Raw genomic sequence first — 22,581 nt, 5'->3', positions numbered from 1 at the left:
ATTGGCCGCGGCGGTGAGGTGGGAAACCTTCTGTTCAGCCTCGCAGGGAATTCGGTTCTGAAACAATGAGCGTCGAGCGGGCAGCGAGACCAAGTTCGACATCGTTAAGCATCACGGCATCGGGCTGATGCGAAAGCAGGGTGGCCATCGCCTCCGGGGCGATGACCCCGACCCCGTTATGGGTCGGCTGACCGGCCATGACGATCACCTTGAGACCGATGGACTGCAGCCGCCGAATGGCGTCCCGCGACACATCCATTTCCCAGAGACGGGCCCAAGCGCCGCCGATCTCGCGCAACGGCGGGTAGTCGCCGTAGTCGCGAAACAGGCCGAGGATCGGACTGTCCGGCAGTTGCTGCCGCACCAGCATGCTTGCGGCGAGCGAGCGTGTTCCGAAGGCAACGGCCGCGTCCTCGCCGAGCTCCGGCGCGATCAGATCGAGACCGTGGCCCAAGGCTTTGGGCTCTGTGACTTTGGTATCAAGCAGGACTGAGATGCGTCCGCGAACAATTGCCAAGCCCTCCGCAACCGTCAGCACGGCTGGGTGGATGGCGCAGAGATCACTGTGGTCGATTTCGTCGATTGCCCTTGCATCGCCGTGCAGTCGCTCCAGCGTATCGTCGTGAAAGACCACCGGAACCCCGTCGCGGGTCAGTCGCCAGTCGAACTCGATGAAGTCGGCACCGGAAGCGATAGCTTTCTCAAAGGCCTCCCGACTGTTTTCACCAGCCAGTGTGCTGGCGCCGCGATGGCCTCCGATAAAGGTGCGATTGCCGGCATGCCGCGGTCTCGTCCAGATAGGTTGGTGGGTCACTGTCAACCCTCCCGTTCGACTGTCGGATCGAGCCGATCCCGCAGCCAGTCGCCGAACAGACTCATGGCAAGCGTCGTGAGGAAGATCACTATCCCCGGCAGAACGGCGATCCACCAGGCATTGAGCAGGTAGTTGCGGCCCTCACCCAGCATCAGTCCGAGCGAGGTCCCTGGCGGTTGGATGCCCAGGCCCAGGAAGGAAAGCGAGGTTTCGAGCAGTATCGTGCCGGGGAAGTTAAGCGTTGCTTGTACCACGAGAGCGGCAGCGATATTGGGCAGGAGATGACGGAAGACGATCCGGCCCTGTCCGGCGCCGAGCGCTTCAACGGCCTTCACGTAGTCGGCCGATTGCTCCGAGATCACCTGTCCACGCGCCAGGCGGGCGTAGCGCTCCCAGCCCTCCAGGCTCACGAGCACGATGAACAGGGGAATGCTATTGCCGAAGAAGGCGAGGAAGGCGATGGCGATGAACAGCGACGGCATCGCTGTCTGGATATCCGCGAGCATCATCACGAAGAGATCGGCAAGGCCGCGCAGGCGACCGGCCGCAAGTCCCATGAGGGTGCCGCCGACGGCGCCGATCAGAGTGCCCAGGACGGCGATCAGGATCGAGGTACGCAGGGCGTAGATGATACGGCTGAGCACATCCCTGCCCAGATGGTCGGTGCCGAGCGCATGGTCCCAGGAGCCGCCCATCAACACCGGAGGATGGAAGCGTGCCAGCAGATCCTGCGTCGTGTAATGCGCCGGTGCCACGAGATCGGCAAAGATGGCCAGCAGTATCATCAATGCGAGCCACGCGAGGCTGATAACGATGGAGATCGGCATGCCGTCGAACAACCGACGACCGGAGGGTGAAGCGCTGTCGATTGCGGTCATTTTGCACCTCCAAGCGTGCGGGCAAGACTGACCTTGGGGTCGATCACCGCATGGAGGATATCGACCAGAAGGTTCGACAGCACGATGATCAGCGTGACCGTCAGGATGACGCCCTGAACCACTGGCAGGTCACGGCTGTAGACGGAGGAGACCAGCAGCCGGCCAAGACCCGGCCAAGCAAAGATGGTTTCCGTTACCACGGCACCCGAAAGCACGAGACCGATCTCGATGCCGTAAAACATCAGCAATGGCACCATGGCATTGGGCAGCGCATGGCGCAAAATCACCCGGATTTCTCCGGCACCCTTGGCATGGGCCGTGCGGATGAACTGCTTGCCCATCACTTCCAGCGTGGCGGTCCGGGCAAAACGAGCGATGCGACCGGCAAGCGGCAGCGCGAGCGTGACCGTCGGCATGATGAGATGCATCCAGGTCTTTGCGCCGGAGGATGGCAGTACTCGGAGTTGCAGCGCAAATAGCAGGATCATCATGATGCCGAGGAAAAAGATGGGCATGGAATAGCCGAGAACGGCAAAAGCCATCACGCCGCGATCCACTGGTCCCCCGCGTCGCACCGCACCGATGATGCCAAAGGTGAGGCCGAGGATGGAGGCCAGGAGCAGGGCCGAGATGCCAAGCAGCAGGGTCCGCGGCAGCGTCTCGGCAATGACGTCGATCACCGGCAGGTCGTTGGTGAAGGAGACGCCGAGATCTCCGCCGACAGCCCTGCCGAGGAAGGCCAGATATTGCACGTAAAGTGGCTGATCTAGCCCCCACGTCACGCGATACTCCTCCATCACGGAAGGCGGCGTCTCGGCGGGCAGCAATTGTTCGACGGGGTCGCCAGCGGTGCGCAACACGATGAAAACCAGCGTCACGCACAAGAGCAGCGTGATGATCGAACGCAGCATGCGGTAGAGAATGGCAACAAGGCTCTGGACAGTCATCGGAACGCGCCCTCCAGGGCATAAGCGGGGGCGTTGCCGTCGGCGGACGCAACAGAGCGTGCAGACGATGATCCTCCAGCGACGTGGCAGGCCACAAGCCGGTTACTGCCGAGCGAAACAAGATCCGGGACTTCATTGCGGCAGCGGGCGACGGACATCGGGCAGCGCGGATGAAACGAACAGCCGGATGGCCGTTGTGCCGGGTTCGGTGGTTCCCCCTGCAACATGTCGCGGTCGGCCATGCGACGCCCGGGTACCGGGGCGGCGGACACAAGGGCGCGCGTATAGGGATGTTCCGGGCGAGCGAAAAGATCGTCGGCATCTCCTTCCTCAACGATACGGCCGAGATACATGACGGCGATGCGGCGGCTGACCTGGCGGACCACGCGTAGGTCATGGCTGATGAACAGCATGGCGAGCCCAAGTTCGGCCTGCAGGTCGCTCAGCAGGTTGACCACTTGCGCCTGGATCGACACGTCAAGCGCAGAGACAGGCTCGTCACAGACCAGAAGGTCCGGCTTGGATACGAGAGCGCGGGCAAGCACCACCCGTTGACGCTGGCCGCCGGACAGCTCATGCGGAAAGCGTTGTGTGACGCTGGTAGACAGCCCGACCGCCTGCAGTAACTCGCTGACGCGCGCATCGCGTTCCGCCTTCGTACCGAGGCCGTGGATGTCGAGCGGCTCGCGAACCTGAGATGCAACCGACAAACGGCGGTCAAGTGCGCCGAGCGGATCCTGGTAGATCATCTGCATACGCATCCGAAGCTGTCGCCAGTCCTGGCTTCCATGAGGCGCCATCGCTTTACCTTCGAATAGCACGTCTCCACCGCTCGCGGGCTCCAGCCCCAGGACGACACGGCCAGTGGTGGATTTGCCCGATCCGCTTTCACCGACGATGCCGAGCGTATCGCCCCGCTTAAGCTTCAGCGAGACATCATCGACAGCCCTGACGCCTTTCGCCTTGGCAAACAGGCCGCGGTGCATGTCGTAGACTTTGGCGATCGATCTTGCTTCCAGAAGAGGGGCGTTCATGACAGTACGGGCTCCAGCAGGGCGCCATCCCCTGTTGCGGCGCGGTCTCGATGGACCGTATTAAAGCAGGCAAGGTTTCGACCGCCGCCTATTCCGGACAGCGTCGGTACCGAGCTTGCGCAGGCGGTAACCGCGCGGCTGCACCGCGGCGCAAAGGAACAGCCGGTCGGAAGAGCGCGAGGATCAGGCACCTGACCACCGATGGACACCAGACGGCGGCGCGGACCGTCGATACGCGGCAGACTGTCGATCAGGCCGCGGCTATAGGGATGGGCTGGATTGTTGAACAGTTGTTCAGCACTTGCCTCTTCCACGATGCGTCCGGCATACATGACCGCGACGCGGTCGCAGGTCTGAGCGACAACGCCGAGATCATGGCTGATGAGCACGAGGCCGGTGCCCGACTCCCTTTGCACAAGTGCCAGCAGATCGAGGATCTGCGCCTGGATCGTCACGTCGAGCGCCGTCGTCGGTTCGTCTGCGATGAGGAGATCGGGCTCGCCGGCCAGCGCCATGGCGATCATGACGCGCTGGTTCTGGCCGCCTGAAAGCTCGTGCGGGTAGGCGGAAAGCCGTCGCCCTGCATCAGGAATACCAACGAGGTCGAGCAGGCGGCGCGCTTCCGCCTTTGCCGACCGACCGGTTAGGCCGCGATGCAACTTGAGTGCCTCCTCGATTTGACTGCCGATCGTCAGCATCGGGTTCAACGCGCTGGCGGGGTCCTGGAAGATCATGGCAATGCGCCCGCCGCGGATCCGGCGCAGCGCGGGCGGGGACATGCCGACGAGGTTTTGTCCATCGAGCGTGGCGCGACCGGTGACTTTCGCCGTTGCCGGTAGCAGGCCAAGTGCTGCAAGCCAGGTCACTGACTTGCCGGAGCCAGATTCGCCGACCAGGCCAAGCGTCTCGCCGCGACCGATGGCGAGGTTGATCGCATGTAGAACCGTTACCCCATTGAAGGCGACGGTCAGGTCGTCCAAAGTCACATAGTTACTCACCGGCCTCTACCTCCAGTTTGACGACCGGCGCGGATGTACCCGGCCGATATTTCTCGATGAAGGCGTCGATCGACAGCCCGCGGATGTCGGCGAGTGCGCGGCTGAGGGCATCGTGCGACCAATCCCACCAGGCGATCTCCAGAAGTGCTGCGGCCTGGGCCCTGCTGAAGCGCTGCTTGATCACGCGTGCCGGAACACCACCGACGATAGTGTAGGGCTCCACGTCCCTGGAGACGACGGCTCCGGCGCCGATGACCGCGCCTGTTCCGATCGTCACGCCGGGCAGCACGGTCACGCCGTGACCGATCCACACATCGTGGCCGATGGTAACCCAGTGATCCCTGCGCCACTGGAAGAACGCAGCGTCATCATCGCCTAAACCATACTGCGCGGCGCGATAGGTGAAATGATGCTGGCTGGCGCGCCAGGTGGCGTGATTGCCGGGGTTGATCCGGGCCCCTTCGGCGATCGAGCAGAACTTGCCGATCGTCGACCAGACGACATTGCCGCCTTTGACGATATAGGAATAGTCGCCGAACTGGCTGTCGCGCATGCTCACATGGGCCTGGATCTCGGTCCAGCGGCCGAGGTCGCAGCCGATCACGCTGGCGGTTTCGTGGATGGTCGGCTGTTCGCTCAACATCTTCATCGTGTTGTCCCCATCGTGCCGATGAAACGGGTGCGGATGTCGGCCGACAGGGCATCGATCACATAGACCATCACGATGATCAGCAGGATGATCGACCAGGCCTCGTCCCATCGATAGGCACCGATGCGGTCTGACAGGAGGAAGCCGATGCCGCCGGCGCCGACGATGCCGAGGATGGTGCCGGAGCGCACGTTGGATTCGAAGTTGTAGAGTGTGATCGACAAAAGTACCGGCAAGACCTGGGGCATCATGGCAAAGCGGATCGCCTGCAGGCGCGAACCGCCTGAGGCGACGACCCCTTCCACCGGCTTGCTGGAAATGTTCTCGATGGCTTCCGCATAGAGCTTTGCCAGCACGCCGACCTCGCTGACGGCAATGGCCATGACGCCGGCCAGAGGTCCAAGCCCGAAGGCGCGTATGAAGACCAGCGCCAGGATCAGCGTTTCGAAGGCACGGATGATGTCGAACCCACGACGCACCCCAAACCGCAGCAGCGGCAGCCGGTTGATCGTCTTGGCGCCAAGGAAGGACAGCGGGAAGGCCAGGATCGCACCCAAAATGGTGCCGAGGAAGGCCATGGAGAGGGTCTCGCCAAGCCCTTCGAGGATCGCGGCGATCTCATCCCATTCGGTCCAGACATGCGGCGGGAACATGAAGGAGAGCACGCGTCCGAGCCGCCCCAGCCCCGTGACGATGCGCTCCGGTGAGAAACCGAAATCGTAGAGGCACCATGCAAACAGGGCGGCAAATCCGGTGATGAGCGCAAGGCGCCGCAGGCGGACCGAGAGAGGTTGCCGAAACGCCTGCGGCACCCGATCACGCCAGTCGGCAATTTCCGTCGATGAAATCATGGTCTGCATCGTCAGGTCCTTTCAAGGCCGATGAGCCTGTGGCGCAGCTTTTCCGAGCCCCAGTCGATGGCGAAGACGGCGAGGAAAATGATGATGAAGAGGGCGGACAGGTCGGTATATTCCTGGAGGGATACAGCCGTGCGCAATTCCTGGCCAAGGCCACCGGCGCCGACATAACCGATGATCGAGGAGGAGCGGACGTTGATCTCGAAGCGCAGCAGCGTGTAGCTGATGATGTTGGGCAGGACCTGCGGCACCGCGCCGTAGCGGATCTGGTCCGCCCAGCTGCCGCCCGAAGATTTGACGCCCTCCAGCGGCCGCATGTCGAGGTTCTCATTGGCCTCGGAATACAGTTTGCCGAGCGAACCGCAGGTGTGAAGCGCGATCGCCAGCACCCCGGCCATGGGTCCGACGCCGAAACAGAAGACGAAGATCAAGGCGAAGACGAGTTCGGGAACCGTGCGCGCAACTTCAAGGCAGCGCCTGGTGATTGTCAGAACCCACCGGCTGGGCGTCAGGTTGCGCGATGCCGGAAAGGACAGGAGGAAACCGCCAGCAACACCGAGCGCCGTTGCCATGAAGGCGATCAGAACCGTTTCCAGCAGCAGCCATGCCCAGATCTTCCAGCGCCAGAACCAGGTGGCGATATCGGAAGGCAGCGTGTCCCAGGCAAGTGACGGGATGGTCTTGGCCAGATATTCGCCGAGACGCGGCAGGCCGGCGAGGAGGATCCAACGTTCGGCGCGCGACCCATCCGACAAGGTGACCTGGGTTACCTTGAAGAAGTTGGAAAAATCCGCGGTCAGAAGGAAAAGTGCCAGAAGAACGATCGCCACCAGCGCGCTCTGCATCCGGGCGCGATTGCGGTGCGCTGCGAAGGCGCGCTCGAAATCGGCGATGGCGGCGGATGGCGGTAGGGTGGATAGGGCTGCTGTCATGGCTGCGTTGTCCCAAGAGAAGGAAAAGGGCAGGCGCTTCAGGCCTGCCCTTGGATCCGGTTGGATCAGCTCTTGCGCTGGGCCTTCAGCCAGGCGCGCATGTCGACGATCCACTGGTATCGGTCGTGGTTGACATCGACATAGGCCTTGGCGGTGGAGCTATCTGCGCCGCTCATTTCCTTGAAGGCTGCCGGATCGGCTGTCGGCACGTTCTTCACCGCATCCTTCATGGCGCTGATCAGTTCCGCCGGCAGGTTCTTGCGGGCGGTGAACGGACCGGAGGTGATTTCCGGTGACTTCCAGATCCAGCAGACTTCGCCGGGCTTGATCATGCCCTTGGAGACCATGCGCTGGGGGATGCCGCTCTTTTCGTTGTTGATATAGGTGGCGGCAGCATCGAACTGGCCGTTGACCACGCCCTGCACACCCGCTTCATGGCTGCCGGAAAAGGGGGTGGCGGAGAAATAGGTCGAAGGCTCGAAGCCCTGCTTGACCAGATTGTAGTTCGGTACGGCATAACCGCTGGTCGAGTCCGGATCGGCGAAGGCGAGAACCTTGCCCTTCAGGTCTTCAATCTTCTTGTAGGGGCTATCGCAACGCACGGCGACGATCGAATAATAGCCGGTCGAACCGTCTTCCTGCTGTGAGGTCAAGAGCGGTTCGACGCCGCCCTTGGTCTCGGTATACGCGGCGGCATAGGCGGACGAACCGAGGAAGGCGAATTCGATCTGGTTTGCCGCAAGCGCCTGGATCACGCCGTCATAGCTGCCGGCGGTGAAGATCTCGACATCGACGCCAAGCGTGCGCTTCAGGTAGTCCTTGAACGGCTGGTAACGGGCGAGGCGGTCCTTTTCGTTCTCGGCCGAGGTGACGCCGAAGCGGACGACCTTGTAGTCGGTCTTCCAGTCGGCGGCGATCGCGGGAACGGATACGAGGGCGAGAAGCGCGGTGGCGGCAAGAAATCGCATGGGTTTCTCCATTGGGGTAAGGGTCAGGCGTCAACCGCCGGGCGGATTGCCGTCGAGGTTACGGATTCGTTGAATTCGCCGAGATCGTCGCTGCCATAGATATCGCGGACGACCTCGCCGGTGAGTTGGTGGGCGCCGCCGTCGAAGATGACGCGACCGGCGCGCATGCCGATGATGCGGTCGCAATAGGCCCGCGCCGTATCCAGCGTGTGCAGGTTGACGAGGACGGTGATGCCGTCCTCGTTGTTGATCGAACGCAGCGCGTCCATCACGCGGGTCGCATTGCCGGGATCGAGGCTGGCGATGGGCTCATCTGCCAGGAGGATGCGGGGGTTCTGCACCAGGGCGCGGGCAATCGCCACGCGCTGCTGCTGTCCGCCAGAGAGCGTGCCCGCCTTCTGGAGCGCCTGGGGTGCGAGATCCAGGCGATCAAGTGCCCGGATCGCCAGTGCCCGTTCCGCATCGGTGAAATGCATGGCCATCGAGCTGGCGAAGCCATGTGCGGCAAGCCGGCCGACCAGCACATTGGTGAGGACGTCGAGGCGGTCGATCAGGTTGAACTGCTGGAAGATCATCGCGCACTGGCGCCGCCATTCGCGCAAGGACCGGCCCTTGAGCGCCGTAACTTCCTGGCCGCCAAAAGTGATGCGGCCATCGGTCGGTTCGACCAGTCGATTGACCAGCCGCAAAAGGGTGGATTTGCCCGCACCGGAGCGGCCGATGATCCCGACAAATTCGCCGGGACCGATGTCGAGGCTGACGCCGTCCACCGCGCGGGTGGAGCCAAAGCTGCGGCCAAGGCCGCTCAGGGTGAGATTGTGCTTTTCCATGGGGCCAATGCTGGCCCTCGTCTGTGACAGCGCGATATCATTCGAATGAATTTATTCTTGCGGATTTGTGACGCCGCCATGAAGCCAAGGAGACAGTGGTCGGGCCAAGGGTTACAGTGCGCCAGACAGGCGCCACAAGAAGGGCCGGCAGCTTTCGCCGCCGGCCCGAGCCTGGTCAGATGACGTGCGATCAGGCCGCACGGGTGCGGGTGATCGATCCGTCGGAATAGATCTTGCCGCCACTGCGGATCGTCGCGCGCACATGGCCGATTCCGCTGTCGTCGGCGATGACGAAATCGGCCTGTTTGCCAAGCGCGATCTCTCCTCGATCCGACAGACCGAGTGCTTTTGCAGGGTTGAGCGTTGCAAGGCGGGTGGCACCGGCAAGACCGGCCTGATCGGCCTTTGCCAGTTCCAGGATCGCCGGCAGGATCGCAGACGGGTGATAGTCGGAAGCGAGGATATCCAGCACGCCCTCGGCATGCGCCTGCCGTGCAGAAAGGTTGCCGGAATAGGACTGCCCGCGCAACGCATTCGGCGCACCCATGGCCGTCGCGAGCCCTCTGGCGCGGGCTTCGCACGCGGCTTCCAGCGTCACCGGAAATTCGCTGATTGCGGCACCCAGATCCTGCATCAGCGCGACCTTTGCGGGCGTGTCATCGTCGTGGCTGGCAAGCGCCACGCCATGGGCACGGCAGGTTTCGGAGATCGCGCTCAAAGTTTGCGCCATGATTTCGGCGGGCTGGGTGCGCTCCTCGATACGCTTGGCGATCGACTGGGAGGCTTCCTCCCGGCTCAGACCCCGCTCGCGGACCATCTTTTCGACATGCCGTTCTATGTCGCGGTACTGGCCCTGTCCGGGTGTGTGGTCGGTCAGCGAGATCAGGTCCACAGCCCCTTCGGCAATGAGTGCCTCGATAACGCTCAAGGCCTTCGGAAAGGTGATCTCGAAGCGGGCGTGGACCCGGTGATCGACAAGCAGTTGCGGCCCCATCGATTTCAGCGCGCGGATGATGGCGCTGGTGTGCTCGTAGCTGCGCAGATGGCCGTAGGTGGAGGAGGGGCTGAAGGAAACGGCCGCATAGGCGGTCGTGATGCCGGCCACCGCCAGCCGCCGATCGAGGTCGCGCAGGCCCAGTTCCAGGGGCATCGGCACATTCGGCCGCGGCTCCACCTCGCGCTCCACCATGTCACCATGCATGTCAACGAAGCCGGGAAGAAGCAGAAGGCCATCGCCGAAGAGTTCGGCGCCGACCACCGGCGTATCGGCAATCTCCGCTATTTTGCCGGCCTCGACCCGGATGGAGCCGCGCTCGATGACGCGGTTTGCCAGTACGACGCGAAAATCAGATATCCACATGGCCGTCTATCTCCTCGGCTTTCAGTTCAATGTCGCGGTCGACGAGGCCTGCCACGTCGCCGGGATGATGGAAGACGCCGATCATGGCAACACCGTGTGCCTTCAGATCGGCAAGCCGGCGCACCAGCGCGGCGCGGGCATTGACGTCCAGCGAGGCTGTCGGCTCGTCGAGCAGCAGCAGGCGTTGCGGCAGGATCAGCGCACGGGCTAGGTTCACCTTCTGTTGTTCGCCACCGGAAAAGGTGGTGGGGTAGGCGCGCCAGAGATCACGTTTGACGCCGAATTCTTCGAGCCAGCGGCGCGCTTCGTTCAGCGCCTCTGCCGGTGCAATGCCTGCCTGACGGAGCGGTTCGGCAACGATGTCTTCAGCTGCGACGCGCGGGCGAGCGATGAGGAACTGGGTGACGAAACCGATCTCGCGGCGTCTGAGCAGGGCGATATCGACATCGGCTGCGCAGGCGAGATCGATCCGCCCTTCCGCCGTGTGGTACCAGACATGGCCGGAGCGCGGCAGATAGCTGCGATAGAGCGTGCGCAGCAGCGTCGATTTGCCCACACCATTCGCCCCCTTGAGGAGCAGGAACTCGCCGGCGTGAAGCGTGAAACCGATGCCGGCAAAGGCGTGCAGGCGCTGGTCCAGATGATGCATGTGAAAGGTCTTGGCGAGACCTTCGACTTCGAGAACGGGCTGCATCACCACCTCACAGTTTCGCGTGGACAAGTTGCTGGGTATATTCGTGCTGCGGGTCCTGGAAGACTTGGTCGACCAGCCCTTCCTCCACAACACGGCCGCGTCGCATGACCATAACCCGGTCCGCCATCGTTCGTATGACGCCAAGGTCGTGGCTGACGATCACCATGGTGATCGCCCGGTCGCGCTGCAGCCGTTTCAGGGTATCGAGCACCAGCGCCTGGACGCTGACGTCGAGACCGGTCGTCGGCTCATCCAGCAACAGAAGCGCGGGCTCGAGCGCGATGGCCTTGGCAAGCTGCACGCGCTGCTGCATGCCGCCCGAAAGCTCCATCGGCCGCGCATCCATGCGGGAAAGAGGGAATTCGGAAGCGTCGAGGGCCTCGCGCGCCCGTCCGCGCAGGGCCTCGAAACTGCGCTCGCCGGCAATCAGCAGCCGTTCCGCCACATTGCCGGAACTGGTATAGTTCATCAGCAGGCCGAGATGCGGGTTCTGATAGACGATACCGATCCGGCGGGCGCAGAGCATGCGGCGCTCGAAGCGGTCGAGGTGAAAGAGATTGCCGCTCAGGCCCGGAAGGTCGAGCCTGTAGTCTCCGCTGTCGGGCGTATCCTCCAGGTTCATCATCCGCAGCAGCGTGGATTTTCCCGAGCCGCTCTCGCCCACGATACCCAGCACCTCGCCCGGATAGACCTTGGCCGACACATCCTGAAGGGCGACGACGTCGCCGTAGCGTTTGCCGATATCGGTCATCGAGAGCAGCGGCGGCGTGGTCATCAGCTGCGGCGGCAATTGCTGCAGGGAAGCAGCGGTCATGTGCGTGTCCTGAAGCGTCATGGGGTGAGCTTTCCATTCGTGTACCAGGTGTCGCCTGTCGCAACCGTCTCGCCCTCGGCGCGGCGGATCGCCTTGACGCCGAACTGGCTGTCCGACAGTTCGTGCGCCGACGTCCCGTCGTCCTTCGGGATCTCGTTCATGAAGTAGCCTTTCACACCGGAGCGGTCGCAGGTGAGGCTTGCGTGGTCCTCCACCTTGTAAGGCACGTCGGAGAAGACCAGCGGTTCCACGCGGGTAAACGGTGGCACGGCAAACAGCCGCTTCTCACGACCGGCGGAGAGGAAGGTGAGGTGCCGCGCCATGTGGAGCTTTGGTACGTCCCAGCGGGGGATCGGTGATGGTGTCATCACATGCCGACCATTGACCAGCGCCGGATAGGCGGCGCCCTGCATGATGCGGCCGGAGCGCACGATCTGCTCGTAGAGGGTCAGCCACAGCCGGCTGTAATCGGCATCTGCATGCATTTCGCGTGCCGTCGACATGTTGGGCTCCACCGGGCGCAACGGTTCCGGGTTTGGAACCTGCAGCACCAGGATCTGGTCGTCCCGCAGTTTTTCCTCGGGAATACGGTGACGGCTCTGTAGAATGGAGGCTTCCAGCGTATCCATCGTCTCGGAGGCGCCAGAGACGCGGGCGATGAAACGGCGGATCGAGGCGGCATTGACGCCGTCATCGGCGCCCTGATCAATGACCTTGATCGACGACGACGGCTTGATCAGTGTCAGCGTTACCTGCAATCCGCCGGTTCCCCAGCCTCGGGCGATGGGTACTTCGCGGCTGGCATAGGGCATTTGGCAGCCGGGAACCGCAATCGCCTTCAGCATCTTGCGACGCATTTCGCGTTTGGCGGACGCGTCGAGGAAGCCGTAGCTGAAGGCTTCCCATGGCCTGGTGAGGTTTGAAAGACTCATGCCGGCTCCTCCTGGCGCTGGATGGTTGAGGATGTGGCAGGCGCAGCCGTCCCGGCCTTGGCGTCGCGCAGCGCATCCAGCGAGGACTGGAAGGTGACGTAATGTGGCAGCTTGAAGTGGATGCAGAAGCCCGAGGCCTCTACCGGCTCTGTGTGGTAGAGGAAGAACTCCTCGTTGACCGGCGAGTTTTTTGGCGCGGCCGGCGCGTTAAGATCCAGCGTTGCGCCGGCAATAACCTTGACCTCGTTCCAACCGAGCGTCGCGCAGAAGCCGAGTTCGAGCTTGCCCGACTTCCCCTTGTTGGTGACCTCAGCTTGGGAAACTTTCACGCGCCCGGCAGAGAACACCGTGCCGCGCGGGTGGCGTACCCTTAGCTCTGCCTCGGCGAGGCGCAGTTCATTGACGGTCGGATGGGCATTGCCGTAACCGCGCATGGCCGAATAACCGAGCGCCAACACCCCGCCGGTATCGGCCCTTGCCAGGCTCTGCAGCGTATGCGCCCGCTTTGCGGGGAAAAGCAGCGGTTGCCGGGTCAGGTCCGGAATGTCTTCCGGGGCTACGGGCGTGGCGGAAACATCGGCAACCAATCCGACGGCCTTCTGCCAGGCCGCAAGAGACGGCTGATGGGCCGGCGCGGGACTGGCGGCGGGTTCCACCGGAGTTGGAACAAACGGCTGCCCCTCCAACACGCTGGTTGCCAGCAGGCGGTGGGAATAATCAAGCGTCGGACCTAGGATCTGACCACCCGGAATGTCCTTGAAGGCGGCAGAGATCCGCCGCACGGTAAACAGGCTCTCCTGCGTGACCGGCTCTGCGATCGCAAGCCGCGGCTGGGTGGTGCGCCAGGCGCGCAGCAAAAGAACCGTCTCGTACAGATCGCCGCCGGACTGTGCCAGCGCAAGCGCTGCCAGATCCGGCTCATAGAGCGAGGCTTCGCCCATCACCCGGTCGATCAGCCAGGGCAGCGCCTGGCGGATGGCCGCCACACGCTGTGCATCGATGTCGCCGAGACCGGCACGATAAAGCCTCTCGGACTGTTCTATGGCGCGCTCACCGCCACGGGTCGCCACATAGGCCATCACAGCACCTCAATCGTTGCGGATCGCGGCAGGCCGAGCACTCTGTCGCCGTCGATCAAGAAGAGTTCGAAGCCAATCGGATATTCGCAGCGGGCACTCCGGATCGTCCAGACTTCGTCCGGGATGCCGCCGATCCAGATCTCCACGGCGCCTTCGATGCCGGGGCCTGACAGCCGGAGACCCCGACCGCTTCCGATATCGGCTGGAGCGAAAACGGTTGCCCCTTTATCCGGATAGAGATGCGAACCGGTCGGCACGTCGCGCAGTGCAGCGAGACCGTCTGGCGTATCGAGCGCGAGGAAGGCGTGATCTGCCTCAGCCGCGGGCGTGAGATAGGCGCCGGTTGCGGCAATCCTTTCGGAGAGACTGTCATCACAGGCGAAGACCCGGCATTCCCGATCGACAAGGGTTTCTGCAAGCGCGTAAGGATCGCTACCCGGCAACGACCGGATCTCGCCAGGCCGCGCGAGCGCCCACATCAGGGCTTCATAGGTGGCGTTTGCGCGTGCCTCGGACAGATTTCGAACTGGCACGAAAAGATCAGGGTGCGTTTTGGGACTTTGGATCGTCATCAGAACGTCTCCATCTCGACGCGTGTCGCTTCAACTGCACGCAGACGCTGTTCGTCGGCCGTCAAAATGCGCGTAGCTTGCGCCTCGACGAAGTGCGCGAGACGCTCTTTGTCCGCTCCCGCCATCGCTGCGGCGTCGATCACGGCCATAGCCATGGCGCGCTCAAGATCGCGGCCGATGACCATGCCATAGCCTTCGGTCTCCCCGCCTTTGACCCGGATATGGGCTTCCGCGACAAGCACCTCACCGAGATGAAAATCGGTGCCGGCAACGGTGTCGCGCATGGGGAGCATGACAAGCCCGGTGCGGCTTTGAACCACTTCGATCTCGCCAAGCAGGGGAAGCACGTCCTCGGCGAAGGTCTTCAGCGCGCCGTCATCGGCACGCGCCAGAGTGTCGAGAAGATGGGCATGGCAAGGCATTCCGGTGTTGGCGACGCCGGTCATTTCATCAATCATCATTATTCCTTTCGCGGACCGAACCTAGTCGCGGGAGGACGGGGAGGGGTCTGGGTCGTCGAGGGTATCAAAACTGAACTGCACGCGGTCTCCGGCCCAGACTGCTTCCGAGTAACCGATCGCTCGGCCGTCGGCGGTTACGTCCGTCTTAGTCAGCACAATAACGGGATGATCGACATGCTGGCTGAGCAGTCTTGCCTCATCGGGTTCCGGCCGCCTTGTGAAGATGGTCGTGCGCTTGCGGAAATAGTCGGTAATCCCGTGATCGCGATAGATTTCAGTTACTGAGGTGCCCGCAGCGCGTCGGGCGCCGAGGTCGGCGAAAAGTGCCGCTTCGTGAAAGGCCATTCCCAGACTGATCGGCACTCCGTCCGCAAAGCCGCGGCGCATGATGCGGTGAACGAGCGTATCCTCGGCAAGACCAAGCGCCTGAGCCACCCTTGCCGGTGCCGGTATGATCTCGGCCGAAAGATGTTCGCCTGCGGGCGCAATACCCTGTTCCAGAAGGTTCTGGCGAAAGCGGGTGCGCCGGCTGATGTTATAGATGATGAGCGGCGCCGCTTCAACGAAGGTCCCACGTCCCTGCTCGACACGGAGCTTGCCCTCCACCGCGAGAGAGGCAACAGCCCGCCGCACCGAATGCCGGCCAACACCAAATGCCACGCAGAGCTCCGGTTCTGTCGGCAGGCGCGCGCCAGGAGCAAGCTTGCCCGAGGCGATGTCGCCGGCCAAGCGGTCTCGAATGATCTGCCAACTGTCTCTTTGCATGCACGTCGTCCGATTCATTCGAATGAATCGTGTGTAGCGCATGCGTATGACGTGGCGATGACGCTATCGGGTTGAGAGCGTTCTGATCCAGCCTAAGTCGCTTCCAATTGGTTGTCTGGGGCGAAGGGAATCGCTTCAGGTTAATTTTCCGTCTGGGCTATGAGCTTTTGGAGGTATTCGTCATTCGGGTTGGCCTTTTTGCGCCTGACCTTGAGGCTGTGCTTGTCGTTCGGGTTTCGGACAAGGGCCATGGCTATGTGTTTGATGAGAGCCATGTTCTGCGGCCCTACCCCGGTTCGCAGGCGAGTTCAAATAGCTGGTTGGTCGCCTTGATATGACTGTTGCGGCGGCCGCTACGAAAACTTCAGCCGCGAAGACGACGTCAGGATCAAGATCAAATGGATCGGAGGAAAGGAGCGGTAAGGTGCAATTGCAGGCCTAGATGAAGTCACGCCGCCCTTGGGGCACAAGGAAAAGCAATGACGCTTCCTATCGGAGAAATCCTCCATCGCCAGCAGTCCCGGATATTGATCGGAATTGCCGCAATGGGGTTGTTGGTCGGTGGCTTGCTGTACTGGTTTGCCCAGCCAGTGGAGGCTGGCTGGGTCTGGTCCGCAGCGACCGCACCTGTCCTGCTGGGATTGTTCGCCCAGATCGTCATCTCTCTGCGAAAGGGTGATATCGGGCTTGATATCGTGGCTGCGCTTTCGATGTCCGCAGCCTTGGCGTTTGGTGAACCCCTGGCGGCGAATGTCGTGGCAATGATGTATGCGGGCGGGCAGCTTCTCGAGGATTTTGCGCAGGGTCGGGCAAAGAGGGAGATGACGGCGCTGATGGGCCGCGTCGCGCAAACCGCCATGCGGTTTACTGGTGACGCGCTGGAACAGGTGCCGATCGCTGATATCAAACCGGGAGACCGGCTTCTCATTCGCCAGGGTGATGTCCTGCCGGTCGATGGTCGCGTGGCAAGCGATGTTGCCGTACTCGATCTGTCGGCTCTCACGGGCGAATCTCTTCCGCAGACCATTCTGAAAGGCAGCGAAGCGCTGAGCGGTTCAGCCTCTGCCGGCGCTGCGTTCGAGCTTGTTGCAATCCGCCCGGCTGCCGAGAGCACGTATGCGGGCATCGTGCGACTGGTCGAGGCAGCTCAATCCGGCAAGGCGCCAATGGTGCGCATGGCAGACCGCTACGCGATCGGTTTTCTGGCGCTGACGGTCGCGATCGCTGCAATCACCTGGTTTCTCACGCAGGACACGATCCGCGTACTCTCCGTGCTTGTTGTCGCGACACCCTGTCCGCTTATCCTCGCCGTTCCGGTTGCGCTCATCTCGGGAATGTCGCGCACGGCCCGTATGGGGGTTCTGGTCAAGGGTGGTGGTGTGCTGGAGGCGCTGTCGCGGGTGCGGACCGTGATCCTCGATAAGACCGGAACAGTCACGCACGGGCAGGCGGTCATCACCGAGATCAGGACGCGCGCTGGCTTTGCAGAGGCGGATGTCCTCAAAGCCGCAGCCAGTCTCGATCAGGCATCGGGCCATGTCGTTGCAACGGCCCTGATCAAGGCCGCACAGGCAGGTGGGCTGATTCTGTCCGTCCCGGTTGCGGTGGTGGAAACACCCGGAACTGGTATCGAGGGACTTGTGGATGGTCGCCAGATCCTTGTTGGCGGGAATGGTTTCGTTGCGGGTAAGAGCGGCAATATTCGGGCGGATGATCTGCAGCAGGATATGGATCCTGCTGCGATGACCGTGGCGGTTGGCATCGATGGCAAGGTGGCAGGCATCATCGTGCTGCAGGATCAGGTCCGTGCCGACGCGAAGCCGATGTTGGATGAATTGCGACGGGCCGGGGTCCGGCGGCTGGTGCTGGCATCCGGGGACCGCAGTGACATCGCCTCGAAAGTGGGCAAGCAACTTGGCTTCGACCTCGTTCTGGGCGATCTGTCGCCGGACGCCAAGGTTGCCGCAGTGCGCAACGAGATCGTCAACGGCCCGGTCATGATGGTGGGGGACGGCGTCAACGATGCTCCGGCGCTTGCCGCCGCCGATGTTGGCGTTGCGATGGGCGCACACGGAACCGCTTCGTCCTCTGAAGCGGCCGGTGTGGTTCTGCTGGTGGATGAACTCGCGCCGCTGGTGAAGGCCATGGCGGTCGCGCGCCGCAGCCGTGCGATCGCCCTACAAAGTGTCGTAGCGGGTCTCGGACTATCGCTTTGCGCCATGGCGTTCGCCAGCCTCGGCTATCTGCCGCCGGTTCAGGGGGCGTTGACGCAGGAAGTGATCGACGTCGCGGTTATTCTGAACGCCTTGAGAGCGCTTCGATAGATATTGTTGTCCAAGACTGTGGGGCTATTGTACCGTTGCCCTGGTGTGATTTGTTGATCCCAATCGAGCGACACACCAACGGTTTGAATGCACTTGAGGCGTGGCAAGCTCAAAATTCGCTCGGGAGCAGAGAGGAGATTTACAAGTCTCCGCGCCATCAGGCCCGAGACCGCAGCGATTCAGGTTTCGTGCGCCAGCGGGAGGAGCTGCTCGAGCTTTTTGGATTGCATTGAAATGGGATAGCAGTGAAAGAAGTAATCGCAGTCTGTGGCTGCGCTTTTTTTGCTCGATTTTGGGTGGTGGTAATCAAGGTGAGCCTCCCCACTGTGGCGGCTATTTCTACATGGCGCCTATACCGGACAGTCGGCAATCGGCCCCCTTGCAGAAATGATTTCCGCTAAGCGCCTTCCATCCGGTCATTTGGGGTTTGCTGGAGGTGTTCCGAAAGCGGTCGTCGCGGCTGCCGCAAAGCTACCTATTCTGCGACTTCGCAAGAATGAGGGAAGCAAGCGCCCCGATAAGCGAGAGCTTTGCGACAGGCGTACCGGTTGCGTTTCAATTAAAAGGCTCGATGCATCCGGCTGGAGTTTGTGTTGATGGGAGCCTCGCGAAATCCAAGTATACACAGGGTACCTGAACGCATAAAAGGTATCGACATTGAATGGATTGTAGAGGTGCGCACCGTCATGGAATTGGACCCGATTTGCTTCTCATCGGACTGCCCCAGCAGGACACTCTTCGATCAGATCGCCGATAAATGGTCTATGATGGTACTGGCGGTTCTGTCGGACGGACCTCATCGGTTCAACTTGATCCGTAGGCGGCTGGAGGGCGTGAGCCAGAAGGCACTGACACAGTGTCTCCGCAGACTGGAGCGCAACGGCCTCATCACTCGGCGCGTCGTGTCCGTGTCACCGGTAGCTGTGGAGTATGAGATCACCGCGCTGGGCCACACTCTGCAAAAGCCGTTCGGCGAGCTTCACCAGTGGACGCTGGACAAGCTGCCAGCAGTCAATGCCGCGCGAGAAGCCTTTGACGCCCGACGATTGGATGACGGTTTCAGCGGTATCCAGCTGGGAAAGCGCGCTGACTGAGCCGAAGTGACACGGCGACCAGGTATCCTTCAGCCTACCAAGGCGATTTAAGGTGCCTAATTGACAGTAGGTCTACAACGTATACCTAGGCGTCCAGATCAACTGGAGCGTCAAAATGACTGAGTTAAAATTACTGACCCCGCTGAAGACCGAGACGTTCGAATTCAAGAACCGCGTCTTCATGGCCCCGATGACAAGGGCGAGATCGCCAGACCACGTGGCGAACGAGCTGACCGCAATCTACTACGCCCAACGCGCCAGCGCTGGCCTGATCATCTCAGAGGGGACGCAGATCAGCGAGCAGGCGATCGGCTGGACGAATACGCCAGGAATCCATACGGCCGAGCAGATCGAGGGATGGCGAAAGGTTACCCAGGCCGTGCACGACGTCGGGGGCCTCATCTTCGCCCAGCTCTGGCATACTGGCCGTGCTTCTCATCCAGACTTCCATGGAGGAGCCTTGCCTGTCGCGCCTTCGGCTGTGCCCTTCAATAGCCAGGCCTTCACGCCCGAGGGGCCAAAGCCGACCGTCACCCCCCGGGCTCTGACCCTCGACGAGATCCATAGTACGATTCTGGACTACGAGGCCGCCGCACGTGCGGCCAAGGCCGCTGGTTTCGATGGAGTTGAGGTGCATGGCGCCAACGGCTATCTGCCGGCCCAGTTCCTTGAGGACGGTTCCAACAAGAGAACAGACGCCTATGGCGGTCCTGTCGAAAACCGCGCCCGCTTCCTGCTCGAAGCAACCGATGCCGCAATCCGGGTCTTTGGGGCTTCCCGTGTTTCGGTCAGGCTCTCGCCCCGTATACCTTACAACGACATGGGCGATAGCGACCTGGAGGGCACCTATATGTTCACCGTGGAGGCTCTCGAAGCGAGGAAGGTGGGCATTCTTCACTTCATGGAGCCGGCGCAGCTTCCCGAGGGCCTCAAGCTGCTGGCGCCCGAGGCGAGAAAACGGTTCTCCGGCTTGTTTGTCGTGAACGTTGGATATGACCGGGAAAGTGGTGAGCGGGCGATAGCGACCAATCTGGCGGACGCGGTGACGTTCGGAACGCTCTTCATCAGCAACCCGGACCTGCCCGAGCGCTTCCGTCAAAATGCCGCCTTGGCGCCGTCTGATCCGTCCAGCTACTACGTGGGCGACGAGCGGGGCTATACGGACTACCCGCCCCTCGGCTGAGGTCTGTCAGGTTAGGCTTCATCGGCCATCCCGTCGCTCACTCCATGACGGTCAGAGTGACGGGATGGTCGTGAGAGGAGTTCCTGATCGGTCTGGATCGTAACTGGCGGCTGCGAAGTAGTTCAACCGTTCCTTGGGACGAGTAGACGCCGACGATGCGGCCGACGACATCCCGTGTGCTATGGATTGGTCCGCTCGGCGTTAGTTGCAGACGCCCTCGACTTAGGGAAGGCAGTCTCGGTGCCCTCCGACGTCCGATGCCGCAATGGCGGAACTCGGACAAGGCACCATATCCTTCAATGTCCACTCTGGCCTTTGACATCCCAACATCAGACAGTCCGCTTGCGGCCCCATATAAGCCATTCCCGAGGGCAAGTAGTTGCCCCTATACTGAAATTCAACGCGAACTTATCGGCCAAATAACGGGGTCGGCGGTTCGATTCCGTTCAAGGCGTAGTAACGTCATTGAGGAATTCATAGCCAGTCCAGATTAAGCTCATGTAGAATTTCAAATACGGTCAGCAGAAACCGTTGAGCTTCAGGATCCTATGCGCCTCTATGGAAGCTCGCAGCTCTGCTTCGGCGTTGCGGTCTCCTTGATTGACGTCAGGATGGTACATCATGAGCCTTTGCTTGTAGCGCTGCTTGATTTCATCGGCAGCCGCATCCGATGGGAGACCAAGTGTTTCAAACGCCTTCGCTTCAAGAACCTTCAGCTTTCGGGTTTGAGCGGCGACCTTTTCGGTCTGACGTTGTGCGGCCGTCTTGCGGGCGTTCCAAACCTTGGCCGATCCGGAGCGCGCCGTGGAGGGAAGCGGCATCTCACGCGCTTGCGGTGCCTCGCTGCCACCAGTCGCACGTAGCCCAGTCGCTGCCTCTCTTTGATATCGGGCAACTTCAGGCGTCGAAAGGCTGGCCGAATAATTGTAGCCGCTATTGTATTGTTTCACATGCTCGAGGCAAAACTGGAGAAAGAGGCCTTCGGCCTCTTGCCCAACGGGAGCTCGATGGCTGCCGGTCTTGCCGCAACCTTCCCACTGACATTTAGGGCCACTGATGTCATTTCTGGTGACGGGTGCTTTACGCGTGGATCTTAGACCGACGAATATTTTGGTGTCTTTCATGATCGCGCCTGTATGGCGCCCCAGTTACGGAACCGCAAGACGCTCGGGGGGTATTCAAGCTATTATAACCCTTGCGGGAACGCTCAGTGGCTTGACAAGGGCCTTCCTTGACCGTTTAGCGGTATGTCAGGATGTTAAGTTTGAGCAAGATTTAACCCGATTTTCCATTTCGCGCTGTCCCACCAGATCCGGTGCGGTCGATTGTCCGGCAACAATTTTATCTTGCGCGAGCGGAACGCAACAAAATTGGAAAATGAATCAAACTGGCGCGAAAACCGGCACATAGACAGAGGGATTAGGTGTGTTTCCTTCGGCGTGCCTGGTTTGTCGATGTCATGGGGAACGATCTGCAGACCTGATCAGTAGGCAGGCTGGATCCGATTTTGTATAGGCCGATGTCGCAGACTCGTGCAAATTTCCTCGGTCAGGTGCTGGACGAAGGCTGTCTGTCCATGCCGGTTGCTCTTCATCAAGGCGAGATCGATCCCCTTAAGCTCTGGAAGCGTTCTGTCGAATTCAATAATCTCCAAATCGTCGGGCACCGAGCATTGGGCAATTGCCGCGATTGCAAGACCCGCACGCACGGGGGAGAGGATGCCTGCCAAGCTGTGGCTGGTATAGGCGATGCGGTATTCCCGGTTGGCCGTCGCGCAGGCTTCAATTGCCTGCGTTCTCGTGACACATCCTGGCTGAAACACAGCAAGCGGTAGTGGCTGGGTGAGGTCGATCGGCTTTCCCTTTGCTTTCGCCCAAACGACCGGCTCCATTCGGACCACCTGTGAAACATCATCATGGGGACGTCTGGTCACGACGGCGAGATCAATCTCGTGGCGCGCTATCCGTTCTGCAAGCTCCTCACTCGGCTCGCATGTCAATTCGACCTGAACCTGCGGGAAGCGCTGTCCGAACCGTTCGAGAATGTTGGGAAGCAGGGCGTAAGCATAGTCATCAGGTGCACCAAGCCGGACCGTTCCTGGTCCGTGTGCCTGAGCCATCTTCTGCCATAGCGTGTCATTTAGCTGAAGGATCGCCCTGGAGTGGACTAAAAGTTGCTCTCCTTTTTCTGTAAGGCGCTTCGTCCGACCATTGAATTCGAAGATCGGCGTGTGCTCGAACAAAGCTTCCAGACGCTTCATTTGCATGCTGACTGCGGACTTGGTGCGTCCGACTTTTTCTGCAGCGGCAGAGAAACTGCCGCTATCTGAAATTGCAACAAAGACTTGGAGCAGAAACGGATCGATATTGCGTAGGTTCGCCATCGGAATAGTTCAT

The 22,581-nt window shown here is 61.4% G+C and carries 23 protein-coding genes; 3 read left to right on the top strand and 20 right to left on the bottom strand.

The window, feature by feature from the left end; all coding sequences use genetic code 11:
- Window positions 1-34 precede the first annotated feature (34 nt).
- The 18 genes from AC4CWF_RS20170 to phnF all read right to left on the bottom strand — a co-directional run bounded on the left by AC4CWF_RS20170 (window position 35) and on the right by phnF (window position 15,584).
- The gene (locus tag AC4CWF_RS20170; protein WP_491287064.1) at window positions 35-814 is read right to left on the bottom strand and encodes a glycerophosphodiester phosphodiesterase; all 780 of its coding nucleotides are present in this window, start codon (window positions 812-814) and stop codon (window positions 35-37) included.
- Between the two features lie 2 nt (window positions 815-816).
- Window positions 817-1,692, bottom strand: coding sequence for an ABC transporter permease (locus tag AC4CWF_RS20165; RefSeq protein ID WP_491287063.1), 876 nt, complete (start codon window positions 1,690-1,692; stop codon window positions 817-819).
- Window positions 1,689-2,639, bottom strand: a complete 951-nt coding sequence (locus tag AC4CWF_RS20160) for an ABC transporter permease (RefSeq protein WP_491287062.1) — start codon at window positions 2,637-2,639, stop codon at window positions 1,689-1,691. Before AC4CWF_RS20160 ends, AC4CWF_RS20165 begins: the two co-directional genes overlap by 4 nt.
- Complete coding sequence (locus tag AC4CWF_RS20155) at window positions 2,636-3,673, bottom strand: ABC transporter ATP-binding protein (protein ID WP_491287060.1); 1,038 nt, start codon at window positions 3,671-3,673, stop codon at window positions 2,636-2,638. Before AC4CWF_RS20155 ends, AC4CWF_RS20160 begins: the two co-directional genes overlap by 4 nt.
- Complete coding sequence (locus tag AC4CWF_RS20150) at window positions 3,670-4,671, bottom strand: ABC transporter ATP-binding protein (RefSeq protein WP_491287058.1); 1,002 nt, start codon at window positions 4,669-4,671, stop codon at window positions 3,670-3,672. The genes AC4CWF_RS20155 and AC4CWF_RS20150 overlap by 4 nt, the downstream gene beginning before the upstream one ends.
- Entirely contained in the window at window positions 4,664-5,320 is a 657-nt protein-coding gene (locus tag AC4CWF_RS20145; RefSeq protein ID WP_491287057.1) for a DapH/DapD/GlmU-related protein, read from the bottom strand. Before AC4CWF_RS20145 ends, AC4CWF_RS20150 begins: the two co-directional genes overlap by 8 nt.
- On the bottom strand, window positions 5,317-6,180 hold the full coding sequence (phnE, locus tag AC4CWF_RS20140) for a phosphonate ABC transporter, permease protein PhnE (protein WP_491287055.1): 864 nt from the start codon (window positions 6,178-6,180) through the stop codon (window positions 5,317-5,319). Before phnE (AC4CWF_RS20140) ends, AC4CWF_RS20145 begins: the two co-directional genes overlap by 4 nt.
- Window positions 6,181-6,182: 2 nt before the next feature.
- The gene (gene phnE / locus AC4CWF_RS20135; RefSeq protein ID WP_491287053.1) at window positions 6,183-7,109 is read right to left on the bottom strand and encodes a phosphonate ABC transporter, permease protein PhnE; all 927 of its coding nucleotides are present in this window, start codon (window positions 7,107-7,109) and stop codon (window positions 6,183-6,185) included.
- A gap of 65 nt (window positions 7,110-7,174) precedes the next feature.
- Window positions 7,175-8,077 carry a phosphonate ABC transporter substrate-binding protein gene (gene phnD, locus AC4CWF_RS20130; RefSeq protein ID WP_491287051.1) on the bottom strand — a complete coding sequence of 301 codons (903 nt, stop codon included), beginning with the start codon at window positions 8,075-8,077 and terminating at the stop codon, window positions 7,175-7,177.
- Window positions 8,078-8,100: 23 nt separating this feature from the next.
- A complete protein-coding gene (phnC, locus tag AC4CWF_RS20125; protein WP_491287049.1) occupies window positions 8,101-8,907 on the bottom strand; it encodes a phosphonate ABC transporter ATP-binding protein in 807 nt (268 codons plus the stop codon).
- A gap of 190 nt (window positions 8,908-9,097) precedes the next feature.
- Window positions 9,098-10,267 carry an alpha-D-ribose 1-methylphosphonate 5-triphosphate diphosphatase gene (locus AC4CWF_RS20120; protein WP_491287047.1) on the bottom strand — a complete coding sequence of 390 codons (1,170 nt, stop codon included), beginning with the start codon at window positions 10,265-10,267 and terminating at the stop codon, window positions 9,098-9,100.
- On the bottom strand, window positions 10,254-10,961 hold the full coding sequence (locus AC4CWF_RS20115; RefSeq protein WP_491287045.1) for a phosphonate C-P lyase system protein PhnL: 708 nt from the start codon (window positions 10,959-10,961) through the stop codon (window positions 10,254-10,256). The genes AC4CWF_RS20120 and AC4CWF_RS20115 overlap by 14 nt, the downstream gene beginning before the upstream one ends.
- A gap of 7 nt (window positions 10,962-10,968) precedes the next feature.
- A complete protein-coding gene (locus tag AC4CWF_RS20110) occupies window positions 10,969-11,775 on the bottom strand; it encodes an ATP-binding cassette domain-containing protein (RefSeq protein ID WP_491287043.1) in 807 nt (268 codons plus the stop codon).
- Between the two features lie 17 nt (window positions 11,776-11,792).
- Window positions 11,793-12,707 carry an alpha-D-ribose 1-methylphosphonate 5-phosphate C-P-lyase PhnJ gene (locus AC4CWF_RS20105; RefSeq protein WP_491287042.1) on the bottom strand — a complete coding sequence of 305 codons (915 nt, stop codon included), beginning with the start codon at window positions 12,705-12,707 and terminating at the stop codon, window positions 11,793-11,795.
- Complete coding sequence (locus tag AC4CWF_RS20100; RefSeq protein WP_491287041.1) at window positions 12,704-13,786, bottom strand: carbon-phosphorus lyase complex subunit PhnI; 1,083 nt, start codon at window positions 13,784-13,786, stop codon at window positions 12,704-12,706. The genes AC4CWF_RS20105 and AC4CWF_RS20100 overlap by 4 nt, the downstream gene beginning before the upstream one ends.
- Window positions 13,786-14,358, bottom strand: coding sequence for a phosphonate C-P lyase system protein PhnH (gene phnH / locus AC4CWF_RS20095; protein WP_491287039.1), 573 nt, complete (start codon window positions 14,356-14,358; stop codon window positions 13,786-13,788). Before phnH ends, AC4CWF_RS20100 begins: the two co-directional genes overlap by 1 nt.
- Window positions 14,358-14,804: a phosphonate C-P lyase system protein PhnG gene (gene phnG, locus AC4CWF_RS20090; RefSeq protein ID WP_491287038.1), complete on the bottom strand. Its 447-nt coding sequence runs from the start codon at window positions 14,802-14,804 to the stop codon at window positions 14,358-14,360. Before phnG ends, phnH begins: the two co-directional genes overlap by 1 nt.
- A gap of 36 nt (window positions 14,805-14,840) precedes the next feature.
- The gene (gene phnF / locus AC4CWF_RS20085; protein WP_491287037.1) at window positions 14,841-15,584 is read right to left on the bottom strand and encodes a phosphonate metabolism transcriptional regulator PhnF; all 744 of its coding nucleotides are present in this window, start codon (window positions 15,582-15,584) and stop codon (window positions 14,841-14,843) included.
- A gap of 479 nt (window positions 15,585-16,063) precedes the next feature.
- Between phnF and AC4CWF_RS20080 the strand changes: the two genes are divergently transcribed.
- The 3 genes from AC4CWF_RS20080 to AC4CWF_RS20070 all read left to right on the top strand — a co-directional run bounded on the left by AC4CWF_RS20080 (window position 16,064) and on the right by AC4CWF_RS20070 (window position 20,185).
- Window positions 16,064-17,908: a heavy metal translocating P-type ATPase gene (locus tag AC4CWF_RS20080; protein ID WP_491287035.1), complete on the top strand. Its 1,845-nt coding sequence runs from the start codon at window positions 16,064-16,066 to the stop codon at window positions 17,906-17,908.
- Window positions 17,909-18,594: 686 nt separating this feature from the next.
- Window positions 18,595-19,002 (top strand): winged helix-turn-helix transcriptional regulator, encoded by a 408-nt coding sequence (locus AC4CWF_RS20075; RefSeq protein ID WP_491287710.1) that lies wholly within the window; start codon window positions 18,595-18,597, stop codon window positions 19,000-19,002.
- Between the two features lie 115 nt (window positions 19,003-19,117).
- The gene (locus tag AC4CWF_RS20070; protein ID WP_491287033.1) at window positions 19,118-20,185 is read left to right on the top strand and encodes an alkene reductase; all 1,068 of its coding nucleotides are present in this window, start codon (window positions 19,118-19,120) and stop codon (window positions 20,183-20,185) included.
- A gap of 518 nt (window positions 20,186-20,703) precedes the next feature.
- Here AC4CWF_RS20070 and AC4CWF_RS20065 read toward each other — a convergent pair.
- Together AC4CWF_RS20065 and AC4CWF_RS20060 are read right to left on the bottom strand one after the other, a co-directional pair.
- Window positions 20,704-21,312 (bottom strand): J domain-containing protein, encoded by a 609-nt coding sequence (locus tag AC4CWF_RS20065; RefSeq protein ID WP_491287707.1) that lies wholly within the window; start codon window positions 21,310-21,312, stop codon window positions 20,704-20,706.
- A gap of 356 nt (window positions 21,313-21,668) precedes the next feature.
- Window positions 21,669-22,568: a LysR substrate-binding domain-containing protein gene (locus AC4CWF_RS20060; protein ID WP_491287031.1), complete on the bottom strand. Its 900-nt coding sequence runs from the start codon at window positions 22,566-22,568 to the stop codon at window positions 21,669-21,671.
- Window positions 22,569-22,581 lie beyond the last annotated feature (13 nt).

It is taken from the genome of Neorhizobium sp. PAMB6630 (assembly GCF_058242775.1).
Note: the sequence above shows the minus strand (reverse complement) of the source record. Positions and strands in the feature narration are given on the sequence as shown.

Excerpts from the sequence above, each read along its gene's own strand:
- AC4CWF_RS20120 (WP_491287047.1), bottom strand. The coding sequence starts at position 10,267 with ATGTGGATATCTGATTTTCGCGTCGTACTGGCAAACCGCGTCATCGAG.
- AC4CWF_RS20145 (WP_491287057.1), bottom strand. The coding sequence starts at position 5,320 with ATGAAGATGTTGAGCGAACAGCCGACCATCCACGAAACCGCCAGCGTG.
- phnH (WP_491287039.1), bottom strand. The coding sequence starts at position 14,358 with ATGACGATCCAAAGTCCCAAAACGCACCCTGATCTTTTCGTGCCAGTT.
- phnC (WP_491287049.1), bottom strand. The coding sequence starts at position 8,907 with ATGGAAAAGCACAATCTCACCCTGAGCGGCCTTGGCCGCAGCTTTGGC.
- phnG (WP_491287038.1), bottom strand. The coding sequence starts at position 14,804 with ATGACCGGCGTCGCCAACACCGGAATGCCTTGCCATGCCCATCTTCTC.
- phnE (WP_491287055.1), bottom strand. The coding sequence starts at position 6,180 with ATGCAGACCATGATTTCATCGACGGAAATTGCCGACTGGCGTGATCGG.
- AC4CWF_RS20160 (WP_491287062.1), bottom strand. The coding sequence starts at position 2,639 with ATGACTGTCCAGAGCCTTGTTGCCATTCTCTACCGCATGCTGCGTTCG.
- AC4CWF_RS20060 (WP_491287031.1), bottom strand. The coding sequence starts at position 22,568 with ATGGCGAACCTACGCAATATCGATCCGTTTCTGCTCCAAGTCTTTGTT.
- phnE (WP_491287053.1), bottom strand. The coding sequence starts at position 7,109 with ATGACAGCAGCCCTATCCACCCTACCGCCATCCGCCGCCATCGCCGAT.
- AC4CWF_RS20105 (WP_491287042.1), bottom strand. The coding sequence starts at position 12,707 with ATGAGTCTTTCAAACCTCACCAGGCCATGGGAAGCCTTCAGCTACGGC.
- AC4CWF_RS20165 (WP_491287063.1), bottom strand. The coding sequence starts at position 1,692 with ATGACCGCAATCGACAGCGCTTCACCCTCCGGTCGTCGGTTGTTCGAC.
- phnD (WP_491287051.1), bottom strand. The coding sequence starts at position 8,077 with ATGCGATTTCTTGCCGCCACCGCGCTTCTCGCCCTCGTATCCGTTCCC.
- AC4CWF_RS20070 (WP_491287033.1), top strand. The coding sequence starts at position 19,118 with ATGACTGAGTTAAAATTACTGACCCCGCTGAAGACCGAGACGTTCGAA.
- phnF (WP_491287037.1), bottom strand. The coding sequence starts at position 15,584 with ATGCAAAGAGACAGTTGGCAGATCATTCGAGACCGCTTGGCCGGCGAC.
- AC4CWF_RS20110 (WP_491287043.1), bottom strand. The coding sequence starts at position 11,775 with ATGACCGCTGCTTCCCTGCAGCAATTGCCGCCGCAGCTGATGACCACG.
- AC4CWF_RS20100 (WP_491287041.1), bottom strand. The coding sequence starts at position 13,786 with ATGGCCTATGTGGCGACCCGTGGCGGTGAGCGCGCCATAGAACAGTCC.
- AC4CWF_RS20080 (WP_491287035.1), top strand. The coding sequence starts at position 16,064 with ATGACGCTTCCTATCGGAGAAATCCTCCATCGCCAGCAGTCCCGGATA.
- AC4CWF_RS20155 (WP_491287060.1), bottom strand. The coding sequence starts at position 3,673 with ATGAACGCCCCTCTTCTGGAAGCAAGATCGATCGCCAAAGTCTACGAC.
- AC4CWF_RS20075 (WP_491287710.1), top strand. The coding sequence starts at position 18,595 with ATGGAATTGGACCCGATTTGCTTCTCATCGGACTGCCCCAGCAGGACA.
- AC4CWF_RS20115 (WP_491287045.1), bottom strand. The coding sequence starts at position 10,961 with ATGCAGCCCGTTCTCGAAGTCGAAGGTCTCGCCAAGACCTTTCACATG.